Origin of the sequence: Streptomyces sp. DH10 (assembly GCF_029813805.1) — a bacterium.
Taxonomy (GTDB): domain Bacteria; phylum Actinomycetota; class Actinomycetes; order Streptomycetales; family Streptomycetaceae; genus Streptomyces; species Streptomyces coeruleofuscus.
On the sequence record NZ_JARVKU010000018.1, the window covers coordinates 71226 to 96748 of the forward strand.

Below are 25523 nucleotides of genomic sequence, written 5' to 3' on the forward strand. Positions count from 1 at the left end.
AGATCCACGTACGGTGATCGGCGCTGCGCGTTGCCATCCCGTTTACGCGCAGGTCATTCCCAGTGCCAACGATCCAGTACGAGCGGGATGTTCGCGTGCCGGACATCCCGCGACCACTGCCGACGCGTTCGCACTCGGGGAGAGAAGCGCATGTCGCGCACACGCTCAGTTGCCGGCTCCGGCCAGGGCATCCACCGTCGTTCCGTCCTCGCCGCCACCGGAGCGGTCGCCCTGTCCGCGGGCGTCGGCTACGCCCTGCGGCCCAGCGACAGCCAGGCCGCCACGGGCACCAGGGAAACCACCGAGGCCGTCGCCGCCTCCTCCCGCCGGGCACCGGCCGCGCCGCTGGCCCCCTACACCAAGGGCACGACCGTGGCGTCCGTGTCCACCCCGCGCGGCTCCGGCTACCGGCGTCTGGGCGACGGACCCGGCTGGCGGCGGGTCGTGCGCTCCGAGCTGGCCGCACCCAAGTCCGGCCGCGCCGGGCGCCGTACCGCGCTCGCGGCGTTCGTCCAGCTCACCGACCTGCACATCATCGACGCCCAGCACCCGCTGCGCCTGGAGTACCTGCGCGCCGCCGACGTGCACGCCTGGAGGCCGCACGAGGCGCTGACCGTGCAGGGCGCGATCGCGCTGGTGGAGCGGATCAACGCGCTGCGCGGCGCGCCCGTCACCGGAAGCCCGCTGCACTTCGCCATGACCACCGGCGACAACACGGACAACAACGCCAAGTCCGAGCTGGAGTGGTTCCTGAAGGTCATGAGCGGCGGGCGCATCACCCCCAACACCGGGGACCCGCGCCGGTACGAGGGCGTCCAGAACAGCGGCCTCAAGCAGTACTGGCAGCCGGACGCCGCGGTCCGCGACACCGACAAGCAGGCCGGTTTCCCGCACCTCGACGGCTTCCTCAAGGCCGCCATCCGCGAGGTCCGCAGCCCCGGCCTCAACCTGCCCTGGTACTCCACCGTCGGCAACCACGACACCATGCCGATGGGCTGCTACGCCTCGCACGGCGACTCCTTCCTCACCGAACTCGCCGTCGGCGGCAAGAAGCTGATGAACGTGTCCGCCGCCGAGGCGCAGCGGCTCCAGACCCTCATCAAGAAGGCCCGGGACCCCGAGGGCGTCCGCTACCACGACTTCCTCAAGACCCACGCCCGGGCCACGCGCTCGGTCACCCCGGACGAGAGCCGCGCCCCCTTCACCCCCACCGAGTACATCCGGGCCCACCTGGACCCGGCCTACCGCGGCATCGGCCCGGCCGGCCACGGCTACTCCTCCGCCAACCTCGACACGGGCACCCAGTACTACGCCTTCCGCGTCTCCGACGACGTCATCGGCATCAGCCTGGACACCACCGACGCGGGCGGCCACTACGAGGGCTCTCTCGGCACGGCACAGCTGAAGTGGCTCGACCGGACACTGCGGGAGAACAAGGACTCCTACGCGGTGATCTTCAGCCATCACACCAGCAAGACGATGACGAACACCCGCACCGACCCGGCCCGCCCCCACGAGCGCCGGCACAACGGCCAGGAGGTCCTCGCCCTGCTCGGCGGCCACCGCAACGTGCTCGCCTGGGTGAACGGCCACATCCACAAGAACGTCATCACCCCGCACGCGATGTCCGGCGGCGGCTCCTTCTGGGAGGTCTCCACGGCCTCCCACGTCGACTACCCCCAGCTCGCCCGCATCATCGAGCTGACCGACAACAAGGACGGCACGGTCTCCCTGTTCACCACGCTGGTGGAGTCCTCGGCCCCGCACCGCACGGACTTCTCCGACCTCTCCCAGACCGGCCTCGCGGCCCTCTACCGCGAGCTGTCCCTCAACGCCCCCGGCGCGAGCACGACCCTCGGCGGCGACCCGGAGGACCGCAACACCGAGCTGGTGCTCAAGAAGGGCTGAATCCCGCCCAACCCGCCCGGGCCGGTCAACTCCGGCCCGCCGACTCGCGGTCCCACCCCCTGACACCGCTCGGCATGACGGGGGTACGGGACATGAACAGACGCGCACGCAGGTTCCTGATGGCGGCGACGGCCGTGGCACTGTCGGCGGCCCTGGCGGGCCCCGCGGTCGCGGCCCCGCCCGCAGACGGCCACGACGCCACCCGGCAGGCGATGCGGGCCGCGGTCGCCGACGGGGTCCCGGGCGTGACCGTGAGAGTGCAGCGAGGGCACGGCGCCTGGGCGGCCACGGCCGGAGTGGGCGACCTCAGGACGGGCAAGCCGCGTTCGACACGCGACCACTACCGCGTCGCCAGCATCTCCAAGACGTTCGTCGCCACCGTCGTCCTGCAACTGGAGGCGGAGGGGCGGCTGTCGCTGGACGACACGGTGGACAAGTGGCTGCCGGGCGTGGTCCGGGGCAACGGCCACGACGGCCGCGAGATCACCCTCCGCCAGCTCCTGAACCACACCAGCGGCATCTTCGACTACCTGGGGGACGCCGGTTTCCAGCGGACGTACATGACCGCGGACGGTTTCATGAAGCACCGGTTCGACGAGGCGGAGCCCGAGGAACTGCTCGCCTTCGCCCTGGCGAACGAGCCGTACTTCGCGCCCGGCAGTTCGTTCGAGTACTCCAACACGAACTACCTCCTGGCCGCGCGGGTGATCGAGAAGGCCACGGGCAACGACTACGGCGACGAGATCGACCGGCGCATCATCGCCCCGCTGCACCTGACCTCCACGTCCGTCCCCACCACCCGGGTCACCCTGCCCCGGCCCAGCAGCCGCGCCTACTCCAAGCTGGCCGAGACGGACACGGGCCCGACGTACGACGTCACGGAACTGAACGCGCGTCTGGCCTACGGCTCGGGCCAGATGGTCTCCGGCTCGGCCGATCTGAACCGCTTCTACTCGGCCCTGCTCCGCGGCAGGCTGCTGCCGCCCGAGCAGCTGAAGAAGATGAAGACCACGGTTCCCTCCAGCCGGGAGACCAGCCGCTACGGCCTGGGGCTCGTCGACCGCAAGCTCAGCTGCGGCGTCCACGTCTGGGGCCACGACGGCGGCATCAGCGGCTCCAACTCCGACGCCGTGACGACCGAGGACGGCCGCCACACGCTCGCCGTCAACTTCAACAGCGACTGGTCGGGCAGCACCGAAGCGATCATCGAGGCGGAGTTCTGCGGCACCTAGGACGGCGCCCGGCTGTCCGCTTGGTGAGAGGCCCGCTCATCATGCGAGAAGAACAGCCGGACCCTCCATCCCTCGGCTGCCCGGCTCCGAATCCCCAGCGAGGAAGGGCAGGCGACAGTCGCAGCCGAGAGGGTCCTCCTCATGAAGGGACAGCAACTTCAGGAGGCGGCCAGGGGCGTCATGGAGGGAGCCCGGCCCCGCGAAGCGCCGCCACATCCCGCGGTATCGGCCGCGGCAGAGCGGCTCGCCGCGCTGCTGGCGGAGGTCGCCCATCTGGACGAGGTACCGCTCGACAGCAACTTCTTCGCGACAGCTGATCGACTTCCCGACGGCAGGGGCCGCACACGGCCAGGTGCTTCTCGAAGACCGCTTCCTCACCGGCCGGCGTACAGCTCGGCGAAGGCCTGTTCGTCGCCGTCGGCGGCGCGGACGAGCAACTGATCCAGCCCGGGGTCGTCCGCGGACCCTCCTCGCCGCCCTTGCGTGTCACCCTCCCTCCGGGCTCCGGCTCCTCGGTCCATCGCGCCTCCTCGCCTCAGCTCGACACTGGCCCTCTTCCGCGGCGGCGGGCCTCACGCCGGGCGGGGCGGGGCGGGGCGTTTCCCCTCACCCTTTGTTCGAAGCTGCCGCCGCGACAGATCATGATCGGTCGCCGCCGGAGTGAGAGGAGGGGCCGCCGGCGACTCCGGCGGCCCCTCCTCTCTCCTCCCGGCCCTGCCCGGTCGGTCATTACCGGGGCAGTACCGCGACATACGCGGCCGGATCGCGGTCGGCCGAGGCCATCAGGGCCGTGCGGACCACCGTCGCCTGCTGCTCCGGACTGTCGCGGAGCTTCCTGGGCGTGATGTGGACGACCGTGATGCCGAGGCGCTCCAGGTGCTCGCGTTTGCGGGCGTACTCGGACCACAGGGCGTCGCCGTCCTGCCGGGGCGCCCGCGTGTCCAGCTCCAGCGCCACCGCCTGGTCGGGCCAGTACGCGTCCAGGCCCCCGAGGTAGGGGCCGCCGGGCAGGCGCAGGTCCACGTTCCAGACCGGGTCGGGCAGACCGTACTCGCGCACCATCCGGTACAGGCGGTCCTCCGCGATCACCCGGCCCTCGGCCAGCAGGGAATCCACCGCGTCCACCACGTGCGGACGGCTCAGCAGCCGCGCCTGGTTCAGCTCCCGCACCACCGCCGCCGGTTCGCAGTGGGCGCCGCGTACCGCCTCCGTCATCAGCCGGCGCACGGTGCCGGCGTCCCCGAGGCCGGCCACCGCGTCGGCCAGCGCGCGGGCGACCGGGGCCACCGGCAGGCCCGTGACCTGCTCGGGGGAGGGCAGGGTGGCGCTGCGGACGATGCGCGCACAGCCCGTCGAGCGCAGCCGGCGCAACCGCGGGACCAGGACGTCGATCGCGTCCAGGGACGGCAGCGGGGGAGTGGAGGAGAAGCCGTGCAGCGTCAGGGCGGCCAGGCCGGTGATCATCACGTCCGGGTAGGCGGGGGCGCGCCCCCCGTTCGCGCCGGGCTGGGCGGGGACGCCCGTGCCGCGCTCCCGCGCCGCGTACATCAGCACCGCGTGCAGCCGCTCCTCGCTGGTCGGCGGGCCCGGGTGGAGCAGGACGACGCCCGGGAGCAGCTGCTGCCAGGGTCCGCCCGGGCGGCACTGCTCGTTCGTCTCGGACGTCGTCACGCCGTGCGAGCGGAGCTGCGCGACCGTCATCACGCGGAGCCGGCGGCGGCCGGACAGGTCGTGCAGGGGGCGGGGGGAGAGCGGGGTGTTGTGGGTCATGACCCGCAATTTCCCGTGCTTCGACCGTCCTTGAACCGCTGTTACAGGTCCGTCGACAAATGCGGATAACCCAGCCCTAAAGGACGGGTGTTCGGATGCCGAAAGCCCCTGGTCCGTTCGGGTGCGGACCAGGGGTTACGGCTTGCGGGGCACGTATCTCGTAACGATGGCGGAACGCCCTGATCTCAGGCCAAAGCTACTGGTCGGAGGCCGCGTCGCAGTCCTGCCCCCGCAGTGCCCGCGCCAGGTCGTCCCGGGCCTCCAGCACCAGCCGGCGCAGGGCCGGAGCCGCCTCCCGGTGGGCCTCCAGCCACGCGTCCGTGGCGTCGAGGGTCTCCCGGGACTGCTGGAGCGAGGGGAACATGCCCTGCACCACGTGCATCCCGATCTGGATCGACCGCTCGGCCCACACCCGCTCGATCGCCGCGAAGTACTTCTGCGCGTACGGTGCGAGCAACTCCCGCTGCGAGCCCTGCGAGAAGCCCGCGATGGTCGCCTCGACCATGGCGTTGGACAGCGCGTCCGACTCCACGACCTGCGCCCACGCCTGCGCCTTGACCGCCTCCGACGGCCGGGCGGCCAGACAGCGCACCTGGTGGCGCTTGCCGGACGCCGTGTCGTCCCGGGCCAGCTCCTCGGCCAGCGTCTTCTCGTCCACCACCCCGTGCGCGGCCAGCGGCTCCAGGAACACCCACCGCAGCTCCTGGTCCAGGTCGAGGCCCTCGACCGACCCCGTGCCCGCCAGCAGATCGCCCAGCAGCTCGAAGTCGGCCTCGGCGGTGGCCGTCCGGGCGAAGAAACGCGCCCACGCCAGCTGGTGCTCGCTGCCGGCCTCGGCCGCGTACAGCTCGCGCCGGGCGCCCTCGGCGAGGAGGCGGGCGGTCGTCTCCCGCCGGGCGGGCGCCGCGTAGTGCGTGACCGCCGACTCGGCCCACGCGTGCAGCATCTGCACCACGCCGATCTCGGACTCGCCCCCCGCGAACCGCAGCACCAGGTCCACGAAGTCCCTCGCCGGGAGCAGCGCGTCCCGCGTCATGTTCCACAGCGCCGACCAGCACAGGGCGCGCGCCAGCGGATCGGTCACCGACCCCAGGTGCTCGCGCAGCGTCGCCAGCGAGGTCTCGTCGAAGCGGATCTTGCAGTACGTCAGATCGTCGTCGTTGACCAGGACCAGGTCGGGCGCCTCGGCGCCGGACAGTTCCGTCACGACCGTGCGGGGGCCGCCGACGTCCACCTCGGCGCGCGCGTACCGCTCGACGGCCCCGCCGTCCGTCGCCCGGTACAGGCCCACCGCCACCCGGTGCGGGCGCAGTTCGGGATGCGACTCGGCCGCCTCCTGCACCACCGCCAGCTCCTGGACGCGGCCCTGCGGGTCCAGCAGCAGCTGCGGGGTCAGCGAGTTCACCCCGGCCGTCTGGAGCCAGGACCGCGACCAGGCGCTCATGTCCCGGCCGCTGGTCTCCTCCAGCACCGACAGCAGGTCACCGAGGCGCGTGTTGCCGTACGCGTGCCGCTTGAAGTAGCGCCGGGCGCCCTCCAGGAACGCGTCCTGGCCGACGTACGCCACCAGTTGCTTCAGCACCGACGCGCCCTTGGCGTACGTGATGCCGTCGAAGTTCAGCTTGGCGTCCTGGAGGTCGCGGATGTCCGCCGTGATCGGGTGCGTGGAGGGCAGCTGGTCGGCCCGGTAGGCCCAGGACTTGCGGCGGTTGGCGAAGGTGACCCAGCCGTTGACGAAGCGGGTCGCGCCGACCAGCGAGAACTCGCCCATGAAGTCCGCGAACGACTCCTTCAGCCACAGGTCGTCCCACCACTCCATGGTGACCAGGTCGCCGAACCACATGTGCGCCATCTCGTGCAGGACGACGTTGGCCCGGCCCTCGTAGGAGGCCTGCGTCACCTTGCCCCGGAAGATGAACTCCTCCCGGAACGTCACCAGACCCGGGTTCTCCATCGCGCCCAGGTTGTACTCGGGCACGAACGCCTGGTCGTACTTGCCGAACGGGTACGGATAGTCGAAGTGGTCGTGGAAGAAGTCCAGGCCCTGCTTGGTGACCAGGAAGACGTCCTCGGCGTCGAAGTAGGGCGCCAGACCTTTGCGGCACAGGGCGCCGAGGGGGATCTCCAGCGTCGTGCCGTCGGCGAACGTACGGGAGTAGGAGTCCGTCACGTAGTGGTACGGGCCCGCCACCACACACGTGATGTACGTCGAGATCGGCTTGGTCTCGGCGAACCGCCACCCGCCGTCGGCCTGTTCGCCCACGCCGTTGCTCCACACCGTCCAGCCCTCCGGCGCCCGCACCTCGAAGCGGAACGGGGCCTTGAGGTCGGGCTGCTCGAAGTTCGCGAAGACGCGGCGCGAGTCGGCCGGCTCGTACTGCGTGTACAGGTACACCTCGCCGTCCTCGGGGTCGACGAAGCGGTGCAGGCCCTCGCCCGTGCGGGAGTAGGCGCACTGCGCGTCGACCACCAGCTCGTTGTCGGCGGCCAGGTCCTCCAGCGTGATCCGCGAGCCGTCGAAGATCTCCCCGGGGTCCAGATCGCGGCCGTTGAGTGAGACGGCCGTCACACTCGGGGCGATCAGATCGGCGAAGCTGCTCGCGCCGGGCTCGTTGCAGCGGAACCGGACGGTCGTGACGGACCGGAACGTGCGGGGCCCGTCGGTGTCGTCCGCGCCGACCGCGGACCGCAGGTCGAGGGACACCTCGTACCCGTCGACGCCGATCAGGGCGGCCCGCTCCCGGGCCTCGTCGCGGGACAGATTCTCACCGGGCACGGGCGGAACTCCTCAAGCGTCGTCGGATACGGCTGAACAGCGACGATCCTGCCACGTACCCCTGACCCGAGGCAGCCGGGAATGACGGGGGCGAGCAGTGGCGTTCCCGGAGAAACGGTTTCCTCATGAGGAGAGACATGTCGGACAAGACCCCCGTCGACTTCTGGTTCGACCCGCTGTGCCCCTGGGCGTGGATGACCTCCCGCTGGGTTCTCGAGGTGGAGAAGGTCAGGGACATCCAGGTCCGCTGGCATGTCATGAGCCTCGCCGTGCTCAACGAGGACAAGCTCGACGAGCTGCCCGAGGAGTACCGCGAGCTGCTCGAGACCAAGGCGTGGGGTCCGGTCCGGATCGTCATAGCGGCGCAGCAGGAGCACGGCGCCGAGGTGCTGGGCGACCTCTACACCGCGCTCGGCACCCGCATCCACAACCAGGGCGAGGGTCCCGGCAAGGAGACGGTCGCCGCCGCCCTGAAGGACGTCGGCCTGCCCGAGTCCCTCATGGAGCACTGGGACGGCACCCGGTACGAGCCCGAGCTGCGCGCCTCCCACAAGGAGGGCATCGACAAGGTCGGCCAGGAGGTCGGCACCCCGGTCATCGCCGTGCCCGGCGCGGACGGCGAGCAGATCGCCTTCTTCGGCCCGGTCGTCACCCCGGCCCCCAAGGGCGAGGAGGCCGCCCGCCTGTGGGACGGCACCCTCGCCGTGGCCTCGGTGCCGGGCTTCTACGAGATCAAGCGCACCCGCACCAAGGGCCCGGACTTCTCCAACCTCTAAGCATCACACCGAGGCGTCGGCTCCCGGGTTCTGCAGTTCCTCCGGGAGCCGGCCCCCGCCGGCCTGATGGCCCCAGGGCTGGTACCACCGGCAGCCCGCGGCGGTGCAGCGCCACAGGTCCGTGCGGTGCGTGCCGAGCGCCTTTCTCTCCTCGGGCTTGAGCGGCGTGAACACCTGCGTTCGGCTGCCGCCACAGGTCGGGCAGTGCTTGTCCTTGAAGAACATCAGCCCCTCCTCGCCATCACCGCCAGGTCGGGGAAGTCGGTCACCACCGCGTCGACCCCCCAGCGGTAGTACAGCGCGTACTCGGCGAACGCGTCCCCGAAATCGGTGCTTCCGGTGCCGCGCCGGAATTCCGCCGGCAGGAACTGGTTCTCCGTCCGGAAGGTGTACGGCCCCACGCGCAGCCCCGCCGCGTGGGCGTCCGCGAGGAGTGACGTGCCGACGAGCGACGACTTGTCAGCCGGTTGCGGCGGATCGCGGCCGCCAGCTTCGGCTCCAGGGGCAGGCCGATGGACCGGAAGTACGTCGGGTGCTTGGTCTCCGGGAAGACGGCGATCGTCCGGCCGTGCGCCTTCGACAGCTTCCGCGCCAGGTCCACGACCTCCTGGAAGGTCATGACCTCCTCGCGCCCGTCGAAGACCGTGTTGCGGTTGCGGACCTGCGGCAGCCGCTCCACCGCCCGCAGCGTCTTCAGCTCGGCGAGGGTGAAGTCCTCCGTGAACCATCCGGTCACGGACCGGCCGTCGACCGTCTTCGTCGTGCGGCGGTCCGCGAACTCCGGGCGCCGGGCCACGTCGGTGGTCTGGGAGATCTCGTTCTCGTGCCGGACCACCAGCACGTGGTCCTCAGGGCCTGTTCCGAGTTCCCCGCCTGCGCCCCGACGCCCGGTGCTTCGCGCGGACGACGGGGAACTCGGAACAGGCCCTGGTCGGCACCAGGTCCGGTTCGGTCCAGTCGGCGCCCGTCCGCACGGCGTACGTGTACGAGGTGGCCGTGTGCTCGGGGCGCCAGCCGGCGGCGCCGCGGTGGCCGATGACCAGCGGCCGCCCGCCGGCAGCGGCCGCGTCCGCGGGAGCCGCGAGCGCGGGTACGGTCGCGGCCGCCGGGGTGGCGGCGGCCGCGAGCAGGAGAGATCGGCGTCTCAGGTGCATCCAGTTCCCTTTCGCCATCCGGATGTTCAGCTCCTTGCCCGGGCCCGCGCCCCGGCAAGCCGGACCAAGTGCTCTTCGTACCCGTTCGTGTAGTACGCGGCCCGGCCCCGGTCCGGCTCGACGACCTGCGTCGGCCGCGTCCACACCCGCGCGTCCAGCGGCACCCCGTACCGCTCGGCCGCCGCGAGGACCGCGCCGCGCGCGCCCACCTCGCCCTCGACGACCCGCAGCGGCCGGCCGAGCACATCGGCGAGCAGCCGCATCCAGGCGGGGCTGCGGGTGCCGCCGCCGCAGACGGCCAGATTCCCGTCGAGGCCCGCCGCCTCCAGGCAGTGCCGGGCCGCGTACCCGATGCCCTCGCAGGTGGCGCGGACCAGGTCGCCCCGGGTCGACTCCAGGGAGACACCCGTGAGTTCGGCGCGCAGCCGTGGCTCGACGAAGGGGGCGCGTTCGCCGGAGGGCGCGAAGTACGGCAGCACGCGCACGCCGTTCGCGCCCGGCGGGGTCTCGGCCAGCAGGCCGTCCACCTCGTCGTGCCGCACACCGGTCGTCGACAGCACCCAGTCCAGGGCCGCCGTGCCGACCATCGCGGGCATGGCGCGCAGCCAGTACCCGGGCCGGTCGGTGGAGATGTACAGGCCGGCCGGTTCGCCCGTGAGGTCCAGCTCGGTCGTGGCGACCAGGCTGGCCAGACAGGTCCCGACGATCAGCAGACCGTCCCCCGGGGCCGTCACCCCGGCGCCCAGCGCACACGCCGGCAGATCGTACGGCCCGTTCGCGATCCGGGTGCCCGGCGGCAGGCCCTGACCGCGCGCCTCGGCCGTCGCGACCGGGTCGCTCACCGGGGCGAGCAACCCGCGCCGGTGCGTGAGCCCCAGCAGCTCCACGACCCGGTTGTCGTACGTCCGGGTGCGCGGGTCCAGGAAGGGCATCGAGGCGTCCGACACATCCGTCGCCGGACCCGCCCCCGTCAGCCGCTGGAACACCATGTCCTTGCAGTACAGGGCCGCCTTCGCGGCATCCAGCGCCTTGGGGTCGTTGCTGTCAAGCCAGGCCAGCAGCGGCCCCGGGCAGCCCGGGAACATCGCGCTGCCCGTCCGCCGGAACACCGTCTCGAACGTGCCGTCGGCCAGCCACCGGTCGACCAGTTCGTGCGCCCGCCCGTCCATCCAGGAGGCCGCCGCCCGCACGGGCCGGCCCTCCCCGTCGACCAGCCACACCCCGTCGCCCTGCCCGGTGAGCCCGGCCAGCTCGACCGGCCCCGGTACCCGTTCGGTGAGCTCGTCCAGCACGGCGACGACCGCCCCGTACACCTCCTCCATGTCCTGCTCGACGAACCCGCCGTGCAGTTTCAGGTCGACCGGGCGGGACGACACGGCCAGTTCCCGGCCGGTGTCGTCGAAGGCCGCCGCCTTGACCATGGACGTGCCCACATCGATTCCGACGTACATGCGGCTCTCCTCCGGGTCTCAGGTCAGGCAGTGGGCGAGGGGCTCTCCACGGACCCAGCGGCCCACTTCCCCGGCGGCGATCCGCGCGGCCTTCTCCGCGACGGCGCGCGAAGCGCCGCCCAGATGCGGGGTGAGCACGACACGGTCGCCCAGCCCGAGAAGCCGCGACTGAGCCGGCAGCGGCTCCCGCTCGTACGTGTCGAGCGCCGCCGCCGACACCTGCCCGCCCTCCAGCGCGTCGCACAGCGCGCCCTCGTCCAGCAGCGGGCCCCGGGCCACGTTCACCACCACCGCGCCGGACGGCAGCAGCCCCAGCTCCCGGGCGCCGATCAGACCCCGGGTCTCGGGGGTGAGCCGGGCGTGCAGGGTGATCACCTGGGAGCGGCGCAGCAGTTCGTCCAGCGAGGTCACGCGCAGTCCGTGGATCTCGCCGTGCACATACGGGTCGTACACCATCACCCGCGCCCCGAACGCGCACAACACCCGCGCGACCCGGCTGCCGACGGCCCCGTACCCGACCAGCCCGACGGCCAGGTCCTCCAGCTCCAGACCGCTCCGCTCGTACGTGTAGTACGTCGCGCCCTCCCAACTGCCCTGCCGGGCCAGCGGGTCGTGGGCCTGGGGAATGCGGCGCAGGGCGGCCAGCATCATGCCGACGGTGAACTCGGCGGTGGCGGCGGCGTTGCGGCCCGGCGCGAAGCACACCCGCACGTCACGCCGCTTGGCCGCGTCCAGGTTGACGTTGACCGGCCCGCCCCGGCAGACCACGACCAGCCTCAGATCCGGGCAGGCCGCGAGAACTCGTTCGGTGACCGGCCCCATCTGCGTGACCAGCACCTGTGCCCCGGCCAGCGCCTCGATCATCTCGTCCTCGGCGTCACTGGCCTCCTGCACCTCGGCGACCGGCCCGAACGGCTCCAGCGGCCAGCCGAGCCTCAGTTCCGTCACCTGGGCCAGCTCCACCTCGTGCTCCACCGCCCGCGTGATCAGCGACGGCAGGACGAAGTGGTCACCGGCGGCCACGACACGCACGCTGTTTCCGTCAGTCATCGCAAAGCTTCTCCTGTCTCGGCGTCGAAGACATGGATGTACTGGAGGTCGGCGGCGACCCGGACCCGCTCGTCGTGGGCGAGCCGCACCTCGGGATCGGTGAGGACGACCAGATGCCGTTCGACACCGTCGAGAGCGAGGGTCGCGATGCCCGACTCCAGCAACGGCTCATGGGCGACGACCCGGGCGGGCAGGCCGTCTCCGGCGGTGAGCCGGACGTCCTCCGGGCGGATCCCGACCACCACCTCCCGCCCCGGGTCCACCGGCACGGGCAGCGCGATCCGCACCGAGTCGGAGAGGCGGGCGTAGCCGTCGCGGTCGGCGATGCCGGGCAGCAGCGTGATCGCGGGCTCGCCGACGAAGTCCGCGACGAACACGTTGGCCGGGCTGTCGTAGATCTCGTACGGGGTGCCGAGCTGCTGGATGACGCCGTCCTTCATCACGGCGATCCGGTCGGCGAGGGAGAGGGCCTCCTCCTGGTCGTGGGTGACCAGGATGGTGGTGTGGCCCAGGTCCTTCTGGATGCGCTTGAGTTCGCGGCGGGTGGTGTCACGCTGGGCGGCGTCCAGGTGGGAGAGGGGTTCGTCGAGCAGCAGCACGTCCGGTTCGCGGATCAGGGCCCGGGCCAGGGAGACCCGCTGCTTCTGGCCGCTGGACAGGCCCGCCGGGCGGGCGTCGAGGAGGTCGGTCAGGCCGACCCGTTCGGCGATCTCCTTCACCTTGCGGTCGACGTCCCCACGAGCCTTACGGCCCCGGGCCTTCAGCCCGAACGCCAGGTTCTCCGCCACCGACAGCGGCGGATACAGCGCGTAGTTCTCGAACGCGACCCCGATGTTCCGCTGCTGCGCGGGCCGTTCGACCACCGACGCCCCGCCGACCAGGATGTCCCCGCCGGTCACCGGCTCGAGACCGGCGATCATGCGCAGGGTCGTCGACTTGCCGCAGCCCGATGGGCCCAGCAGTCCGAGCAGCTCCCCGGAACGCAGCGCGAGGTCGAGGCCGCGCACCGCGTCCACGCCCGGACGACCCCGGGCCTGGTAGGTCTTGCGCAGATCACGTAGCTCCAGCTCGGTCATCGCTGCCCTTCGTCGCACAGACCTCGTAACGGACCTTGTGCTCGTCCAGGTCCCGCAGCGCCTCCGCCGACGCCCCGTCGTCCACCAGGAGCAGATCGAAGCGGGACAGCGGGACGACCCGGTGCAGGGCGACCCGGCCGAGCTTGGTGTGGTCGATCAGCAGGACGTTCCGCGCGGCCGCGTCCAGCATCGCCCGCTTCACGGACACGATGTGCTGCTCCTGGTGGTAGGCGTAACCCCCGTGCACCGCCGACGTCGACGCGAAGCACACGTCCACCCGCAGCTGCTCGACCGCCTCCACGCAGGACACCCCCAGGAAGGAGGAGTGCAGCGGGTCGTAGTCGCCGCCGAGCGCCATCAGGTGGATGCCCCGCTGGTCGGCCAGCAGGTTGATCGCCTCCAGGAAGTTGGTGACGACCGTCAGCGGCGTGACCTCGCCCGTGCGCAGGCGCCGGGCTATCTCCAGGGCGGACGTGGAGTCGTCCAGCAGGATCGCCATGCCGGGCTCCACCATCCGCAGCGCGTGCTCGGCGACGGCGGCCTTCTCGGCCCGCATGGTCTTCAGCCGGTACTGCACGTTCGACTCGAAGACCCCCGACGGCTGCGCGGTCACCCCGCCCCGGAACTTCCGTACGATCCCCTGCCGTTCGAGCTCGTCGAGGTCCCGGTGGATGGTCATCAGGCTCACCCCGAACCGCTCGGCGAGCTCCGCCGCCGTCGCCGAGCCGTCGGCCAGCACCTGCTCGGCCATGGCGGCCTGCCGCGCCGCCGGCCCCTGCTGTCCACCACTGCTGCTGCTCATAGCTGTGTCTCTATCCGTCGTCCCGGTCGCTCCGGCCGGTCGGCCTCGAACAGCAGCAGGTTCTCAGGCCGGACGACGAGCCGTACCGGATCGTCCGGACGAAGGCGTGCCGCGTCCGCCCGGGGGGCCACCAGCGACACCCGCTGCTCCCCGGTCCCGAGCCGGACGGTGACCTCGACGGACCGGCCGAGCACCTCGGTGACGTACACGGTCCCGGTGAGCTCGTGCCCCTCGCCGTGCAGGGCGATGTCCCGGGGGCGGATGCCGACGAGGACGTCCGTGCCCGGCGCGGCCTGTGCCCGGACCGGCAGCTCCACACCGCCGTCCGACCGCACGCCGCTCTCCGTCACCACCCCCGGCAGCAGGTTGATCCGGGGCCGCCCGAAGGCCCGCGCGACCTCCGTGTCGTGGGGCCGGTACCAGATCTCCTCCCGGGTGCCCGTCTGCACGATCCGCCCCTGCCGGATGACCCCGATCCGGTCGCCGAGCGCCAGCGCCTCGACGGAGTCGTGGGTGACGTACAGCGTGGTGGTGTGCTGCACGGCCCCGATCGCCTTCAGCTCGGCCCGCATCTGCTGGCGGAGTTTGGCGTCGAGGTGGGAGAGCGGCTCGTCGAGGAGGAAGGCCCGGGCGGGGCGGACCAGCACCCGGCCGAGGGCGACGCGCTGTCGCTGTCCGTTGGACAACTGGCCCACGGGCCGGTCCAGCAGCGCCGAGATGCCCAGCAGTTCGGCGATCGCGCCGATCCGCTGCCGGGCCTCGGCGGCGGGCAGCCGGTGCCGGGGCGAGCGCAGGGGTGAGGCGAGGTTGTCGTAGGCCGAGCGGTGCGGGTAGAGGGCGTAGCTCTCGAAGCACATCGCCACGCCCCGGTCGTACGGCTCGACGCACCGCATGTCCTCGCCGTCGAGCACGACCGTGCCGGAGTCGGGTTGTTCGAGCCCGGCGACGGTCTTGAGTGTCGTGGTCTTGCCCGCGCCGGACGGGCCCAGCAGGCAGAAGAACTCGCCCTCCCGAACGTCCAGTTCCAACCCGTCGAGCGCGAGAGTCTTTCCGTACGCCTTCCGTATCCCGCTCAGCGTGATCATGACTTCACCGCCCCGAACGACAGCCCCCGCACCAGATACCGCTGGATCGTCAGCGCCAGCAGCAGCGGCGGTACGACAGACACCAGCGCGGCGGCGGCCGTCAGGTTGTACTTGGGCCGGTCCCCGCCGAGGAAGGACAGCGCGCCCACGGTCACCGTCTGGGCCTCGTTGGAGGTGAGGATCAGCGGGAAGACGAAGTTGTTCCAGGCGAAGATGAAGGCGAGCAGCGACACGGCCGCGACACCGGGTTTGACCAGGGGCAGGGCGACCTTGAAGAACGCCTGCTTGCGGGTGTAGCCGTCCAGCAGCGCCGCCTGCTCCAGCTCCGGCGTCAGATCGGCGAAGTACGACCGCATGATCCACACGATCAGCGGCAGGGTGACGAGTTGCAGCACCCACACCATGCCGACGTACGTGTCGAACAGCCCGAGCTTCTGGTACAGCACGAACAGCGGGATGATGACGGTCAGTTCGGGCGCGAAGCGGAACGACAGCAGCGTGAACATCAGGTTCTCCGAGCCCTTGAACCGCCACCGAGCCGAGGCGTACGCCGCCGGCAGCCCGACCACCAGCGACAGCACCACCGCGCCGACCGACACCACCAGGCTGTTGACGAAGAACCTCACGAACGGGATGCCCTCGCTGTCACCGAGGACCGTCCGGTAGCCGTCGAGGGTGGGGGAGAAGGAGAAGTAGGTGGAGAAGAGCTGGTCCGCCGGTTTCAGCGACAGGATCACCATCCAGGCGATCGGGAACAGCGCGAAGACGAAGTAGAGGACGAGGGCGGCGTCCGCGAGCCACCCCAGCACACGCTTCTTCACTCAGGTCACCTCCGCGGCCCGCCGCTGGATCTTCCCCAGGTGCTTCACCAGCACCATCGCGGCCAGGTACACCACGGCCCACAGCACGATCGTGTAGCTGATGCCGAAGGAGTAGCGCTGGAAGCGGATCGCCTCCAGGTACGCCCGGATCTGGAGGACGACGGTGGAGTCACCGGGCCCGCCCTCGGTGAGGGCGTAGATGATGTCGAACACCTTCAGCGAGTCCATGAACCGGAAGATCACCGCGACCAGCACGTACGGCCACAGCATCGGCAGGGTCAGCCGGCGGAAGGTGTACCACCACCCCGCGCCGTCCACGGCCGCCGCCTCGAACGGGGAGGTGGGCAGCGACCGCAGACCGGCGAGGGCGAGGATCGCCACGAACGGCGTGTACACCCACACGTCCACGGCGATCGACGACAGGAGGGCACCCGTCGGGGTGTCGGTCCACTGCACCCCGCCCAGACCGAAGGGCCTCAGCAGGTAGTTGACCACTCCCACCGAGGGCTGGAGCATCAGCTTCCAGATGATCGCCGCGATCACCGGGGCGATCATCAGCGGCAGGATCAGGATCTTCTCCAGAACCCGGCCGAGGAGACTCGACCGGTGCAGCAGCAGGGCGACGGCCACCCCGAGCACGGTCTCGGCGAGGGCCGCCCCGACCGCGTACAGCACCGTCACCCAGGCGGAGTTCCAGAAGGCCTCCTGCGTGAAGACCGTCGAATAGTTCTCGAACCGCACCATGTCCGGCTGCGGTTTGCTCGCCGAGAAGTCGAACAGCGTGTAGTACAGGCCGAGCCCGAACGGGTAGAGGATCCCGCAGGTCAGCAGCAGTGCGGGCACGATCAGGACGTACGGGCGCAGGGTGAGCCGCCACCCCATCGGCTAGCCCACCTTGCCGGCGAGGTCGTCCGCCAGCCCGTCGAGGACCGACCGCGCGCCCTTGCCGCCGTAGATCTCCTGGAGGGCCGCGGCCCAGCTGGTGGTCGCGTCGAAGAACTGCGCCTGCGGGGTGAACTGGATCTTCGTCTGGTCGACGACCGTCTCGAAGGTCTCCAGGAAGCCCGGCAGGTGCCGCATCTTGTCCTTGTACGCGGCGTCGTCGGCGACCGACTTGCGCACCGGGTCGATGTGGTTGTGCGTGATCGCGCCCTTGCGCAGGTGCTCCTTGCCGGTGGCCCACTGGAGGAAGAGCCAACTGGCGCTCTTCTTCTCGCTCTTGGCGTTCATGCCGAGCGACCAGATCCACATGTTGGTGGCGAGCGACCCGTCCGGGCCCTTCGGCCCCGGGTGGAAGGCGATCTTCCCGGAGGCCGGGCTCGCGCCCTTCACCGCCTGGAAGTAGGCGGCCGTGTCGGCGTCGAACAGCATCCCGGCCTTCTTCGCACCCAGGTCGCTGGAGCACTGGTACCAGGTGTACGACGTCCAGGACGGCGGCCCGCCCCGTTTGACCATCCGCGCCCAGTCCTCGGTGAACGCGACGGCCTCGCGGCTGTTCATGGCGGGTGTGAGCTTCCCGCCGTCGACCGTGAAGTCCTTCAGCCCGTTGCGTGCGTACATCGTCATGAAGCCGGGGTGGATGGTGGCCCAGCTCCTGGAGCCGCGTACGGCGATCCCGTACATCCCGTCGAAGCCGGCGCCCGGCGCCTTCCGCTTGATGGTCCCGGCGAGTTCGGCCAGCTCGTCGAAGGTCTCGGCCGGCTTCAGCCCCAGTTTCCCGAACACCTCGGTGTTGTAGGCGACGACGTTCGTCTCCCAGCCCCACGGCAGCGCGTACTGCCCGCCCTGGCCGAGCGGCGCGCCCGCCTTCAGCGACCACTGGTCGGCCTGGAGCAGGTTCGGGAAGAAGTCCGCCTGGTCCCACTCGGCGCCCGTCGCCGAGGAGTTGCGCATCCAGGGCCCGAGGTCCTCCAGCCAGCCCGGCGGACCGTACTGCCACACCATGTACGCGCCGAGCATGAAGACGTCGTAGGAGGCACGGCCGCTGGACAGGTCCACCGTGAGCTTGTCGAAGTAGTTGTCCTCCGGGAAGACGTCGTACTCGACCTTGATCCCGGTCTTCGCGGTGAAGGGCTTCAGGTCGGCGATGAGCGCGTCCGTGTACGGGTGCTTGTTGAGCAGCGCCTTGACGGTGGTGCCCTTCTCCCGCTTCCAGTCGAAGGAGCCGGTGACGTCGTCGGCGGCGGACCCGTCGCTCTTGCTGTCGTCCCCGCCGAAGCCGGCGCCGCAGGCCGTGAGCAGCGGGGCCGCGGCAGCCCCGGCGGCGAGTGCGAGGAAGCGCCGCCGGTCGTGCACGTGCGTGTTCATCCGTACCTCCACGTGGGGGCTGGTTAACACGTCGAGTCGACTCGTCAACAGAGGGTGGAACGGCTGAAGTTGGGCGTCAATCCCTCGCGCACGGGAAAATATCGGGGCACAGTGAGAAGTTCACACTTCCGGCTGCGACGTCGTGGGAGGTTCCGGATGGCGGACGAGGATGCTGGCTGGCTGGGGATCGACCTGGGCACACAGAGCGTCCGCGTGCTGCTCGTCACCGCCGACGGCAGGGTCCTCGGCAGCGGCTCGGCCCCGCTGACCGGGCGGCGGGAGGGGATGCGGCACGAGCAGGACCCGGAGCGGTGGTGGTCGGCGCTGTGCACGGCGTCCCGCGCGGCACTCGGCTCCGCGCCAGGCGTACCGGTCGGCGGCCTCGCGGTGTGCGGCACGTCGGGCACGGTCCTGCTGACGGACGGCTCGGGCCGCCCGGTGAGCCCCGCGCTGATGTACGACGACGGCCGCGCGGCGGCGGAGGCCGCGCGGGCCAGGGAGGCGGGGCTCGCGGTCCAGGACACCTGGGCGCTGCCGAAGGCGCTGTGGCTGGTGGGGGAGTACGGCCCCGGCCTCCGGCTCGCCCACCAGCCCGACCTGGTCGTCACCCGCCTCACCGGCGAACCGCCCCCGGCGGACTCCAGCCACGCCCTCAAGACCGGCTACGACCTGCACGCGGAGGCCTGGCCGGAGGCCGCTCTGGCCCAACTCGGCGTACCGGACCGCCTGCTGCCCGGCGTCGTACGCCCGGGCACGCGCCTGGGCGAGGTCCGCGCGGACGCCGCCGACGCCACCGGCATCCCCGCCGGCACGCCCGTGCTCGCCGGGATGACGGACGGCTGCGCGGCCCAGATCGCCTCGGGCGCGCTGCGCCCCGGCTCCTGGAACTCGGTGCTCGGCACCACGCTCGTGCTGAAGGGAGCCGCCCGCGTCCCCGTCCGGGACCCCACCGGCGTCGTCTACAACCACCGCGCCCCCGACGGCACCTGGCTGCCCGGCGGGGCGTCGAGCGTGGGAGCGGGGGCCCTCACCGCGCACTTCCCGGACGCCGACCCCGCCACGATGGACGAGTCGGCGGCGGCGTTCGAGCCGTCCCGCGCGGTCGCGTACCCGCTGGTGTCGCCGGGGGAGCGGTTCCCGTTCCGGGCGCCGGAGGCGGTCCCCCTCGTCCTGGGCGAACCCGAGGGCGACGCCGGCCTGTGGGCCGCGCTGCTCCAGGGCGTCGGCTTCGCGGAACGCCTGTGCCTGGACTATCTGCACCACCTGGGCGCCCCCCTCGACGGTCCGCTCACCTTCACCGGCGGCGGTGCGCGCAGCCCGTACTGGAACCAGCTCCGCGCCGACATCCTCGGCCGCCCGGCCCGCGTCCCGGAACAGACACAACCGGCCCTGGGAATGGCGGCCTTGGCCGCGTACGGGGCGTACGAGGTTCACGGGGCTCCCGGAGCCGGATCCCTCGCCGGCGTCGCCGAGCGCATGGTCCGCGTCCGCACCGTCCTCGAACCCCGCGCCGACCGCACCGCCCGCTTCACCGAGCCGTACGCTCGCCTCGTCGACGCACTGGAGACCCGCGGCTGGCTCCCCGCCCCCGTCGCGGCACACGCCCGAACCCGCCTGCACCTGGACACCGGGAAGTCATGACCATCACGACCACGACCCTCCTCCTGGCCCGGCACGGGCAGACCGTCTGGCACGCCGAGAACCGGTACGCCGGGGTCAGCGACATCGACCTCACCGACACCGGCCGCGCCCAGGCCGAGGCCCTCGGCCGCTGGGCCGCCGCCCACCCCGTCGACGCGATCTGGACGTCGCCGCTCTCCCGGGCCATCGCCACCGCCGAGCCCGCCTGCCGTGCCCTGGGCCTCGTCCCGCGGCGCGAACCCGGCCTCGGCGAATGCGACTTCGGAGTCTTGGAGGGCCGTACGCTCGCCGAGTTCGAGGCCGAGGACCCCGGCCGGGCCGCGGCCTTCCGCGCCGACCCCGTCGCCCACCCCTTCCCCGGCGCCGAGGACCCGACGGCGGCAGCGGCCCGCGGGGCCGGCGCCCTGCGGCGTATCGCCACCGCCCACCCCGGCGGACGCGTCCTCGTGGTCGCCCACAACACCCTGCTGCGCCTGGTGCTGTGCACACTGCTGTCGATCCCGGCCGGGGAGTACCGCAGAGTGTTCCCGCGGTTGCGGAACGCGGCGATCAGCGAACTGCGCATGAACCCTGACGGTTCCGCCGCACTCCTCTCACTCAATGTGCCGTGCGAGGCGGACGTGCCGTAGCACCATGAGCCCATGACGCAGATCGACACCTCGGTGCCGCACTCGGCCCGGATCTGGAACTACTGGCTGGGCGGCAAGGACAACTACCCGGTGGACGAGGCGGCCGGTGACGCCTACACCGCCGTGTTCCCGGGCATCGTCACCATCGCCCGCGGCAGCCGCGCCTTCCTCGGCCGCAGCATCCGCCACCTCGTCCAGGAGGCCGGCGTACGCCAGTTCCTCGACGTCGGCACCGGCCTGCCGACCGTCGACAACACCCACGAGGTGGCCCAGAGTCTCGCCCCCGAGTCGCGGATCGTCTACGTCGACAACGACCCGCTGGTCCTCGCCCACGCCCGCGCCCTGCTCACCTCCACCCCCGAGGGTGCGACGGCGTACGAGCCCATCAGCCTCTTCGAGCCGGAGCGCATCATCGAGGCGGCGGGCAAGACCCTCGACCTCACCCGCCCCACGGCCCTGATCCTCAGCGGCATCCTGGGCCACGTGGCCGACTACGACGAGGCCCGCGACCTCGTCCGCCGCCTCCTGGCCGGCCTGCCCTCCGGCAGCTACCTCTCCCTCAACGAGGGATCGCGCGGTACCGACCCGGCCTACGAGCAGGCCCAGGACTCCTACAACGAGACCGGCGCGGTCCCGTACTACCTGCGTCCGGTCGAGCAGATCGAGGCCTTCTTCGAGGGACTGGAGCTGGTGGAACCGGGCGTGGTCTCGGTACCGCTGTGGCATCCCGAGCCGGGCGCTCCCACCGAGCCGATCGGCCAGCACGGCGGCCTGGGCCGCAAGCCGTAGCGCGGAAAGCCCCCGTGAGTCACGTCCTCACGGGGGCTTCCTTCATTCCGCCTGCCGTTCGTGAAGGGTGAGAAGACGATCACGAGGCAGGACGACTCGGCAGCGCGTGGCGGTCAGGGCGTCAGCAGCAGCACGTCCGCCCGCGACTTGGCGGCCTCGTAACGCCGGGCGACGTCCTGCCAGTTGACGACCTGCCACATCGCCTCGATGAAGTCGACCTTCTGGTTCCGGTACTGGAGGTAGAAGGCGTGCTCCCAGGCGTCGAAGACGAGGATCGGGGTCGAGCCCTGGCCGACGTTGCCCTGGTGGTCGTAGACCTGCTCGACGATCAGCCGCCCGCTCAGCGGCTCGTACGCCAGCACGCCCCAGCCCGAACCCTGGGTCGTGGCCGACGCCTTGGACAACTGGGCCTTGAAGCCCGCGAACGACCCGAACGACTCGGCGATCGCGTCCGCGAGCTCACCCACGCCGTCGGCGGCCAGCGGCTCACCACCACCGTCCTTCGGGCCGGTCATGTTCTGCCAGTAGATGCTGTGCAGGATGTGCCCGGACAGGTGGAAGGCCAGGTTCTTCTCCAGCCCGTTGACCGCCCCCCACGTCTCCTTGTCCCGCGCCTCCGCAAGCTGCTCCAGCGTGTCGTTGGCGCCTTTCACATAGGCCGCGTGGTGCTTGTCGTGGTGCAGCTCGATGATCTCGGGGCTGATCACGGGGGCGAGCGCGGAGTAGTCGTACGGGAGCTCGGGCAGCGTGTAGACGGGCATGGGCGGGATCCCTTCCGGACCTCTTATTGCAATACTCTTGCAACTGCACGCTAACAGCAAGAGGGTGCAAGTGGGTGCTCAGGACACACAAAAAGACCCCCACGTGTGTCGCAGGGGCCTTTCTGTGCCGGAATTCCTACTGCCTGGCGCGCGCCTTCTGCCACGCGAACCCGACGGCCGCCAGGGCCAGCGTCATCCCGCCCGTCGAGTAGAGCTGGACCCGTGTGTCGGGCTGGCGGGCCATCAGCACGAAGACGGCGGCCATGCCGGCCAGCGCGATCCACGTCAGCCACGGGAACAACCACATCCGCACGACCAGCTTCTCCGGCGTCTCCCGCTCCAGGCGTCGGCGCAGGCGCAGTTGCGAGACGGCGATGAAGATCCAGACGACCAGAATCACCGCGCCGATCATGTTCAGCAGCCAGGAGAAGACGTCGTTCGGCCGCCAGTAGCTCAGCAGCACGCACAGGAACCCGAAGACGGAGGAGGCGAGCACGGCGATCCGCGGGACCCCGCCCGAGACCCGGCCCAGCGCCTTCGGGCCCTGGCCGCGCTCCACCAGCGAGTACGCGATGCGCGAGGCGCCGTAGATGTTGGCGTTCATGGCGGACAGCAGCGCCACCAGGACGACCACGTTCATCAGCTGCCCGGCACCCGGGATGCCGAGTTCGTCGAGGGCGGCGACGTACGGGCCCTTCTCGACGACCTCCTTCGAGTCCCACGGCACCAGCGTGACGATGACCGCCATCGAACCGACGTAGAACAGCGCGATGCGCCACATCGCCGTACGGACCGCGCTCGCCACGCCCTTGACGGGGTTCTCCGACTCGGCCGCCGCGATGGTGACCGTCTCCAGCCCGCCGTAGGCGAAGACCGAGGCGAGCAGGCCGATGACCAGGCCCTCACCGCCGTTGGGGAGGAAGTCGGTGAGGTGCGAGGCGCCGGGGGAGTCCGTGCCGGGCAGGATCCCGAGGATCGCCAGGACGCCGAGCGCAAGGAACAGCGTGATCGCGCCGACCTTCAGGGCCGCGAACCAGAACTCGAACTCACCGAAGTTCTTCACGGCCGCGAGGTTCGTGCCGCAGAAGACCACCATGAACAGCGCGACCCACGCCCACTCCGGCGTGCCCGGCAGCCAGCCGCTGACGATCTTCGCGGCACCGATGCCCTCCAGACCGACGGCCGTGCACAGCAGCACCCAGAACGCCCAGCCGGCGGTGAATCCGGCCCAGGGGCCGATCGCCCGCTCCGCGTGCGCCGAGAAAGAACCCGACGACGGATACGCGGCCGACATCTCGCCGAGCATCCGCATCACCAGCATCACGAGGAGACCGGAGAGGGCGTAGGCGACGACGATCGACGGGCCGGCGGCGGCGATACCCGCGCCGGAGCCGACGAAGAGACCGGCGCCGATCACCCCGCCGAGGGCGATCATCGACAGGTGGCGCTGCTTCAGGCCATGGGAGAGGGAGACGTCGTCCGTGCTGGGCGGCGTCCCGGTGGTGGTGCTGGGCATGGGCGCGGCTCGTCCAATGCGTGAGAGGCGGGAGCGGGCAAAAACGCCCCCAGTCTGGGCGGTCCCTCCGGCCCGCGGGGAGGGCGGTCCAGTATGCGGACGCATGGAACGCGTGCTGTGAGTGACCGTAAACGGAGGGTTGACATGCGCCCGGAGGGTGTTTTGGTGAAACCCTACAGTCGCCTTCCCGCCCGCCAGGTGACCGAACCCTCGCCACCTCCGTGACCGGCATCACTCCGCACCCCGTGTGCCCCCGCCCTTTGTCCGAAGTCAACCAACCGCGCGATCTCCCCTTTGTCGAGCGCTGACGGTGAACCGGGCGAGTGCGCTGGGATAGCGTCACCGTGTCCCGAACGGCCCTCACTCCCGCGGAGTCCCCATGAGCACCGCTGCCGCCACACCCGCCCGCACCGGGCAGGTCCTCGCCGACCTGCTGCCTGCCTCCCGTGTCCGGGACGCGGCCCTCGTGCTCGGCGGAGCCGCGCTCACTGGCCTCGCCGCGCAGATCGCCCTGCCCGTGCCCGGTTCCCCGGTGCCGGTGACCGGCCAGACCTTCGCCGCGCTGCTCGTCGGCACGGCCCTCGGCGCCGGCCGCGGTTTCCTCTCGCTGGCGCTGTACGCCGTGGCGGGCCTCGCCGGTATGCCGTGGTTCGCGCAGGGCACCTCCGGAGTCGCCCCCTCCTTCGGCTACATCCTCGGCATGATCCTCGCCTCCACGGTGGTGGGCGCCCTGGCCCGCCGCGGCGCCGACCGCTCGATGCTGCGCATGGCGGGCACGATGCTGCTGGGCGAGGCGATCATCTACGCCGTCGGCGTTCCCTACCTGGCCCTCGCCACCGGCATGTCCGCGGCCGCCGCGATCGCGGCCGGCCTCACGCCGTTCCTGATCGGCGACGCGCTGAAGGCGGCGCTGGCGATGGGGGCGCTGCCGACGGCATGGAAGTTCGCCGACAAGCGCTGAAGCAGCGGTACTCGACGAGAGGCTCGCCGGGGGAGGTTTCCCTCAGCCCGGCGAGCCTCTCGTGTGTTGCGGTGCCGTGCGGCCGGTTCAGACCTCCTGCCGTGCCGGCCGCCGCTGCGACCACCACATCCCGGCCACGCCCGCCGCGAGCAGCGACGCACCGGCCGCGCCCAGCGGCAGCAGATCACGCGCCGGGCCGGTCTTCGGCAGCTCCTTGCCGCCCGGGGAATCCGGCTTGCCGGGGGAGACCGGCTCGTTGTCGGTGCCGAGCAGCAGCGGCGTCGCCGGTGCGTCCGGCGACGGATTGGTCGTGCCGAAGGGCACCGGGCCCTGCTGCCAGAACGTCTTCTTCCCGTCGCCGGTCTGGACGGGCAGACAGATCTTCCCGGTCTTGCCCAGGTCGTACGTCGCGTCGACGGCGTACGACTTCGACTTACCGGCCGCGAGATTGTCGATGGGGCAGCTGAAACCGCTGTTCGAACCCTCCGGAAGATTGTTCTCGGCTATCGGGGAACAGCCCTGGACGTTCTTGACGGTGAGCCCGTCGAAACCGACGACCAAAAGCCGGATCTTCCCGCTGTCCTTGTTTCCCTCGTTCTTCACTGTGGCGGTGAGCGCTGTCTTTTCGGAGCTGTTGTCGACCGAGATCTTCTCGGGCAGCAGCGTCGTCAGCTTCACCCCCGCCGGTGCCTCGTCGACGACCTTTCCTCCCTTGCTGCTTGCGGGCCCTTCGTCTTCCGCGCCGGCCGTTCCGGAAAGGATCACCACCGCCGAGAAAGATGCCGCTACCAGCGATCCCGTGACCGCCGCCGTGCGACGAGAACTCATGTTCGCCCCCCTTGCGTCCCCCTGGGACTGCCTCCGGACTGCCCTCGGACTGTCCCGGACTGCGCCTGAATTCGCAGTACTCAAAGAGCTACCACAAGATTTCCCGGCACTATCCTGATGAGGCACGAAGTGTGACCGTTGTGTTTCACTGGAGTCGGTCGCGGCGTCGCGGAGGGGGTGCAGCGGATTG

Annotated in this window: 22 protein-coding genes and 1 pseudogene; 7 read left to right on the forward strand and 16 right to left on the reverse strand. The window is 71.1% G+C overall.

The features are described from left to right. The first annotated feature begins 150 nt into the window (after positions 1 to 150). Positions 151 to 1908, forward strand: a complete 1758-nt coding sequence (locus QC385_RS31090) for a TIGR03767 family metallophosphoesterase (protein ID WP_279544694.1) — start codon at positions 151 to 153, stop codon at positions 1906 to 1908. A gap of 92 nt (positions 1909 to 2000) precedes the next feature. Then, the gene (locus tag QC385_RS31095; RefSeq protein WP_279544695.1) at positions 2001 to 3140 is read left to right on the forward strand and encodes a serine hydrolase domain-containing protein; all 1140 of its coding nucleotides are present in this window, start codon (positions 2001 to 2003) and stop codon (positions 3138 to 3140) included. Between the two features lie 374 nt (positions 3141 to 3514). On the opposite strand, the gene QC385_RS31100 is transcribed toward QC385_RS31095, so the two are convergent. From QC385_RS31100 to pepN, 3 genes are all read right to left on the reverse strand, one after another. Further along, a complete protein-coding gene (locus tag QC385_RS31100; RefSeq protein WP_279544696.1) occupies positions 3515 to 3661 on the reverse strand; it encodes a hypothetical protein in 147 nt (48 codons plus the stop codon). A gap of 208 nt (positions 3662 to 3869) precedes the next feature. Continuing rightward, a complete protein-coding gene (locus QC385_RS31105; RefSeq protein ID WP_279544697.1) occupies positions 3870 to 4910 on the reverse strand; it encodes a hypothetical protein in 1041 nt (346 codons plus the stop codon). Positions 4911 to 5106: 196 nt separating this feature from the next. Further along, on the reverse strand, positions 5107 to 7686 hold the full coding sequence (pepN, locus tag QC385_RS31110; protein ID WP_279544698.1) for an aminopeptidase N: 2580 nt from the start codon (positions 7684 to 7686) through the stop codon (positions 5107 to 5109). Positions 7687 to 7823: 137 nt separating this feature from the next. Between pepN and QC385_RS31115 the strand changes: the two genes are divergently transcribed. Beyond that, complete coding sequence (locus tag QC385_RS31115; RefSeq protein ID WP_279544699.1) at positions 7824 to 8462, forward strand: mycothiol-dependent nitroreductase Rv2466c family protein; 639 nt, start codon at positions 7824 to 7826, stop codon at positions 8460 to 8462. A gap of 3 nt (positions 8463 to 8465) precedes the next feature. Here the strand turns inward: QC385_RS31115 and QC385_RS31120 are convergent, their stop codons facing one another. The 10 genes and pseudogenes from QC385_RS31120 to QC385_RS31165 all read right to left on the reverse strand — a co-directional run bounded on the left by QC385_RS31120 (position 8466) and on the right by QC385_RS31165 (position 18208). After that, positions 8466 to 8687, reverse strand: a complete 222-nt coding sequence (locus QC385_RS31120; RefSeq protein ID WP_279544700.1) for a hypothetical protein — start codon at positions 8685 to 8687, stop codon at positions 8466 to 8468. After that, positions 8687 to 9616: pseudogene (locus QC385_RS31125) on the reverse strand (glycerophosphodiester phosphodiesterase family protein). Before QC385_RS31125 ends, QC385_RS31120 begins: the two are co-directional and overlap by 1 nt. A 26-nt stretch (positions 9617 to 9642) precedes the next feature. Beyond that, complete coding sequence (locus tag QC385_RS31130) at positions 9643 to 11067, reverse strand: carbohydrate kinase (RefSeq protein WP_279544701.1); 1425 nt, start codon at positions 11065 to 11067, stop codon at positions 9643 to 9645. An 18-nt stretch (positions 11068 to 11085) separates the two neighbouring features. Beyond that, complete coding sequence (locus QC385_RS31135) at positions 11086 to 12117, reverse strand: 2-hydroxyacid dehydrogenase (protein WP_279544702.1); 1032 nt, start codon at positions 12115 to 12117, stop codon at positions 11086 to 11088. After that, the gene (locus QC385_RS31140) at positions 12114 to 13193 is read right to left on the reverse strand and encodes an ABC transporter ATP-binding protein (protein ID WP_279544703.1); all 1080 of its coding nucleotides are present in this window, start codon (positions 13191 to 13193) and stop codon (positions 12114 to 12116) included. Before QC385_RS31140 ends, QC385_RS31135 begins: the two co-directional genes overlap by 4 nt. Next, positions 13171 to 13995: a DeoR/GlpR family DNA-binding transcription regulator gene (locus QC385_RS31145; RefSeq protein WP_279544704.1), complete on the reverse strand. Its 825-nt coding sequence runs from the start codon at positions 13993 to 13995 to the stop codon at positions 13171 to 13173. The genes QC385_RS31140 and QC385_RS31145 overlap by 23 nt, the downstream gene beginning before the upstream one ends. Further along, complete coding sequence (locus QC385_RS31150; protein WP_279544705.1) at positions 13992 to 15080, reverse strand: ABC transporter ATP-binding protein; 1089 nt, start codon at positions 15078 to 15080, stop codon at positions 13992 to 13994. The genes QC385_RS31145 and QC385_RS31150 overlap by 4 nt, the downstream gene beginning before the upstream one ends. Next, positions 15077 to 15901, reverse strand: coding sequence for a carbohydrate ABC transporter permease (locus tag QC385_RS31155; protein ID WP_279544706.1), 825 nt, complete (start codon positions 15899 to 15901; stop codon positions 15077 to 15079). The genes QC385_RS31150 and QC385_RS31155 overlap by 4 nt, the downstream gene beginning before the upstream one ends. Next, on the reverse strand, positions 15902 to 16783 hold the full coding sequence (locus tag QC385_RS31160; RefSeq protein WP_279544707.1) for a carbohydrate ABC transporter permease: 882 nt from the start codon (positions 16781 to 16783) through the stop codon (positions 15902 to 15904). It abuts the gene before it with no gap. A 3-nt stretch (positions 16784 to 16786) separates the two neighbouring features. Then, a complete protein-coding gene (locus QC385_RS31165) occupies positions 16787 to 18208 on the reverse strand; it encodes an ABC transporter substrate-binding protein (protein ID WP_279544708.1) in 1422 nt (473 codons plus the stop codon). A 156-nt stretch (positions 18209 to 18364) separates the two neighbouring features. Between QC385_RS31165 and QC385_RS31170 the strand changes: the two genes are divergently transcribed. Genes QC385_RS31170 through QC385_RS31180 form a run of 3 tightly spaced genes read left to right on the forward strand, consistent with a single transcriptional unit; the run spans position 18365 to position 21267 of the window. After that, positions 18365 to 19849 (forward strand): FGGY-family carbohydrate kinase, encoded by a 1485-nt coding sequence (locus tag QC385_RS31170; protein ID WP_279544709.1) that lies wholly within the window; start codon positions 18365 to 18367, stop codon positions 19847 to 19849. Then, complete coding sequence (locus tag QC385_RS31175; RefSeq protein ID WP_279544710.1) at positions 19846 to 20478, forward strand: histidine phosphatase family protein; 633 nt, start codon at positions 19846 to 19848, stop codon at positions 20476 to 20478. The genes QC385_RS31170 and QC385_RS31175 overlap by 4 nt, the downstream gene beginning before the upstream one ends. Before the next feature lie 12 nt (positions 20479 to 20490). Next, a complete protein-coding gene (locus tag QC385_RS31180) occupies positions 20491 to 21267 on the forward strand; it encodes an SAM-dependent methyltransferase (protein ID WP_279544711.1) in 777 nt (258 codons plus the stop codon). Between the two features lie 113 nt (positions 21268 to 21380). Here QC385_RS31180 and QC385_RS31185 read toward each other — a convergent pair whose 3' ends face one another. Further along, positions 21381 to 22028, reverse strand: coding sequence for a superoxide dismutase (locus tag QC385_RS31185; protein WP_279544712.1), 648 nt, complete (start codon positions 22026 to 22028; stop codon positions 21381 to 21383). A gap of 136 nt (positions 22029 to 22164) precedes the next feature. Beyond that, positions 22165 to 23544: an amino acid permease gene (locus QC385_RS31190; RefSeq protein ID WP_279544713.1), complete on the reverse strand. Its 1380-nt coding sequence runs from the start codon at positions 23542 to 23544 to the stop codon at positions 22165 to 22167. A 379-nt stretch (positions 23545 to 23923) separates the two neighbouring features. Here QC385_RS31190 and QC385_RS31195 point away from each other — a divergent pair, with 379 nt between their 5' ends. After that, a complete protein-coding gene (locus QC385_RS31195; RefSeq protein WP_150480853.1) occupies positions 23924 to 24505 on the forward strand; it encodes a biotin transporter BioY in 582 nt (193 codons plus the stop codon). Positions 24506 to 24592: 87 nt separating this feature from the next. On the opposite strand, the gene QC385_RS31200 is transcribed toward QC385_RS31195, so the two are convergent. After that, positions 24593 to 25333 carry a hypothetical protein gene (locus tag QC385_RS31200; RefSeq protein WP_279544714.1) on the reverse strand — a complete coding sequence of 247 codons (741 nt, stop codon included), beginning with the start codon at positions 25331 to 25333 and terminating at the stop codon, positions 24593 to 24595. Positions 25334 to 25523: the final 190 nt, after the last annotated feature.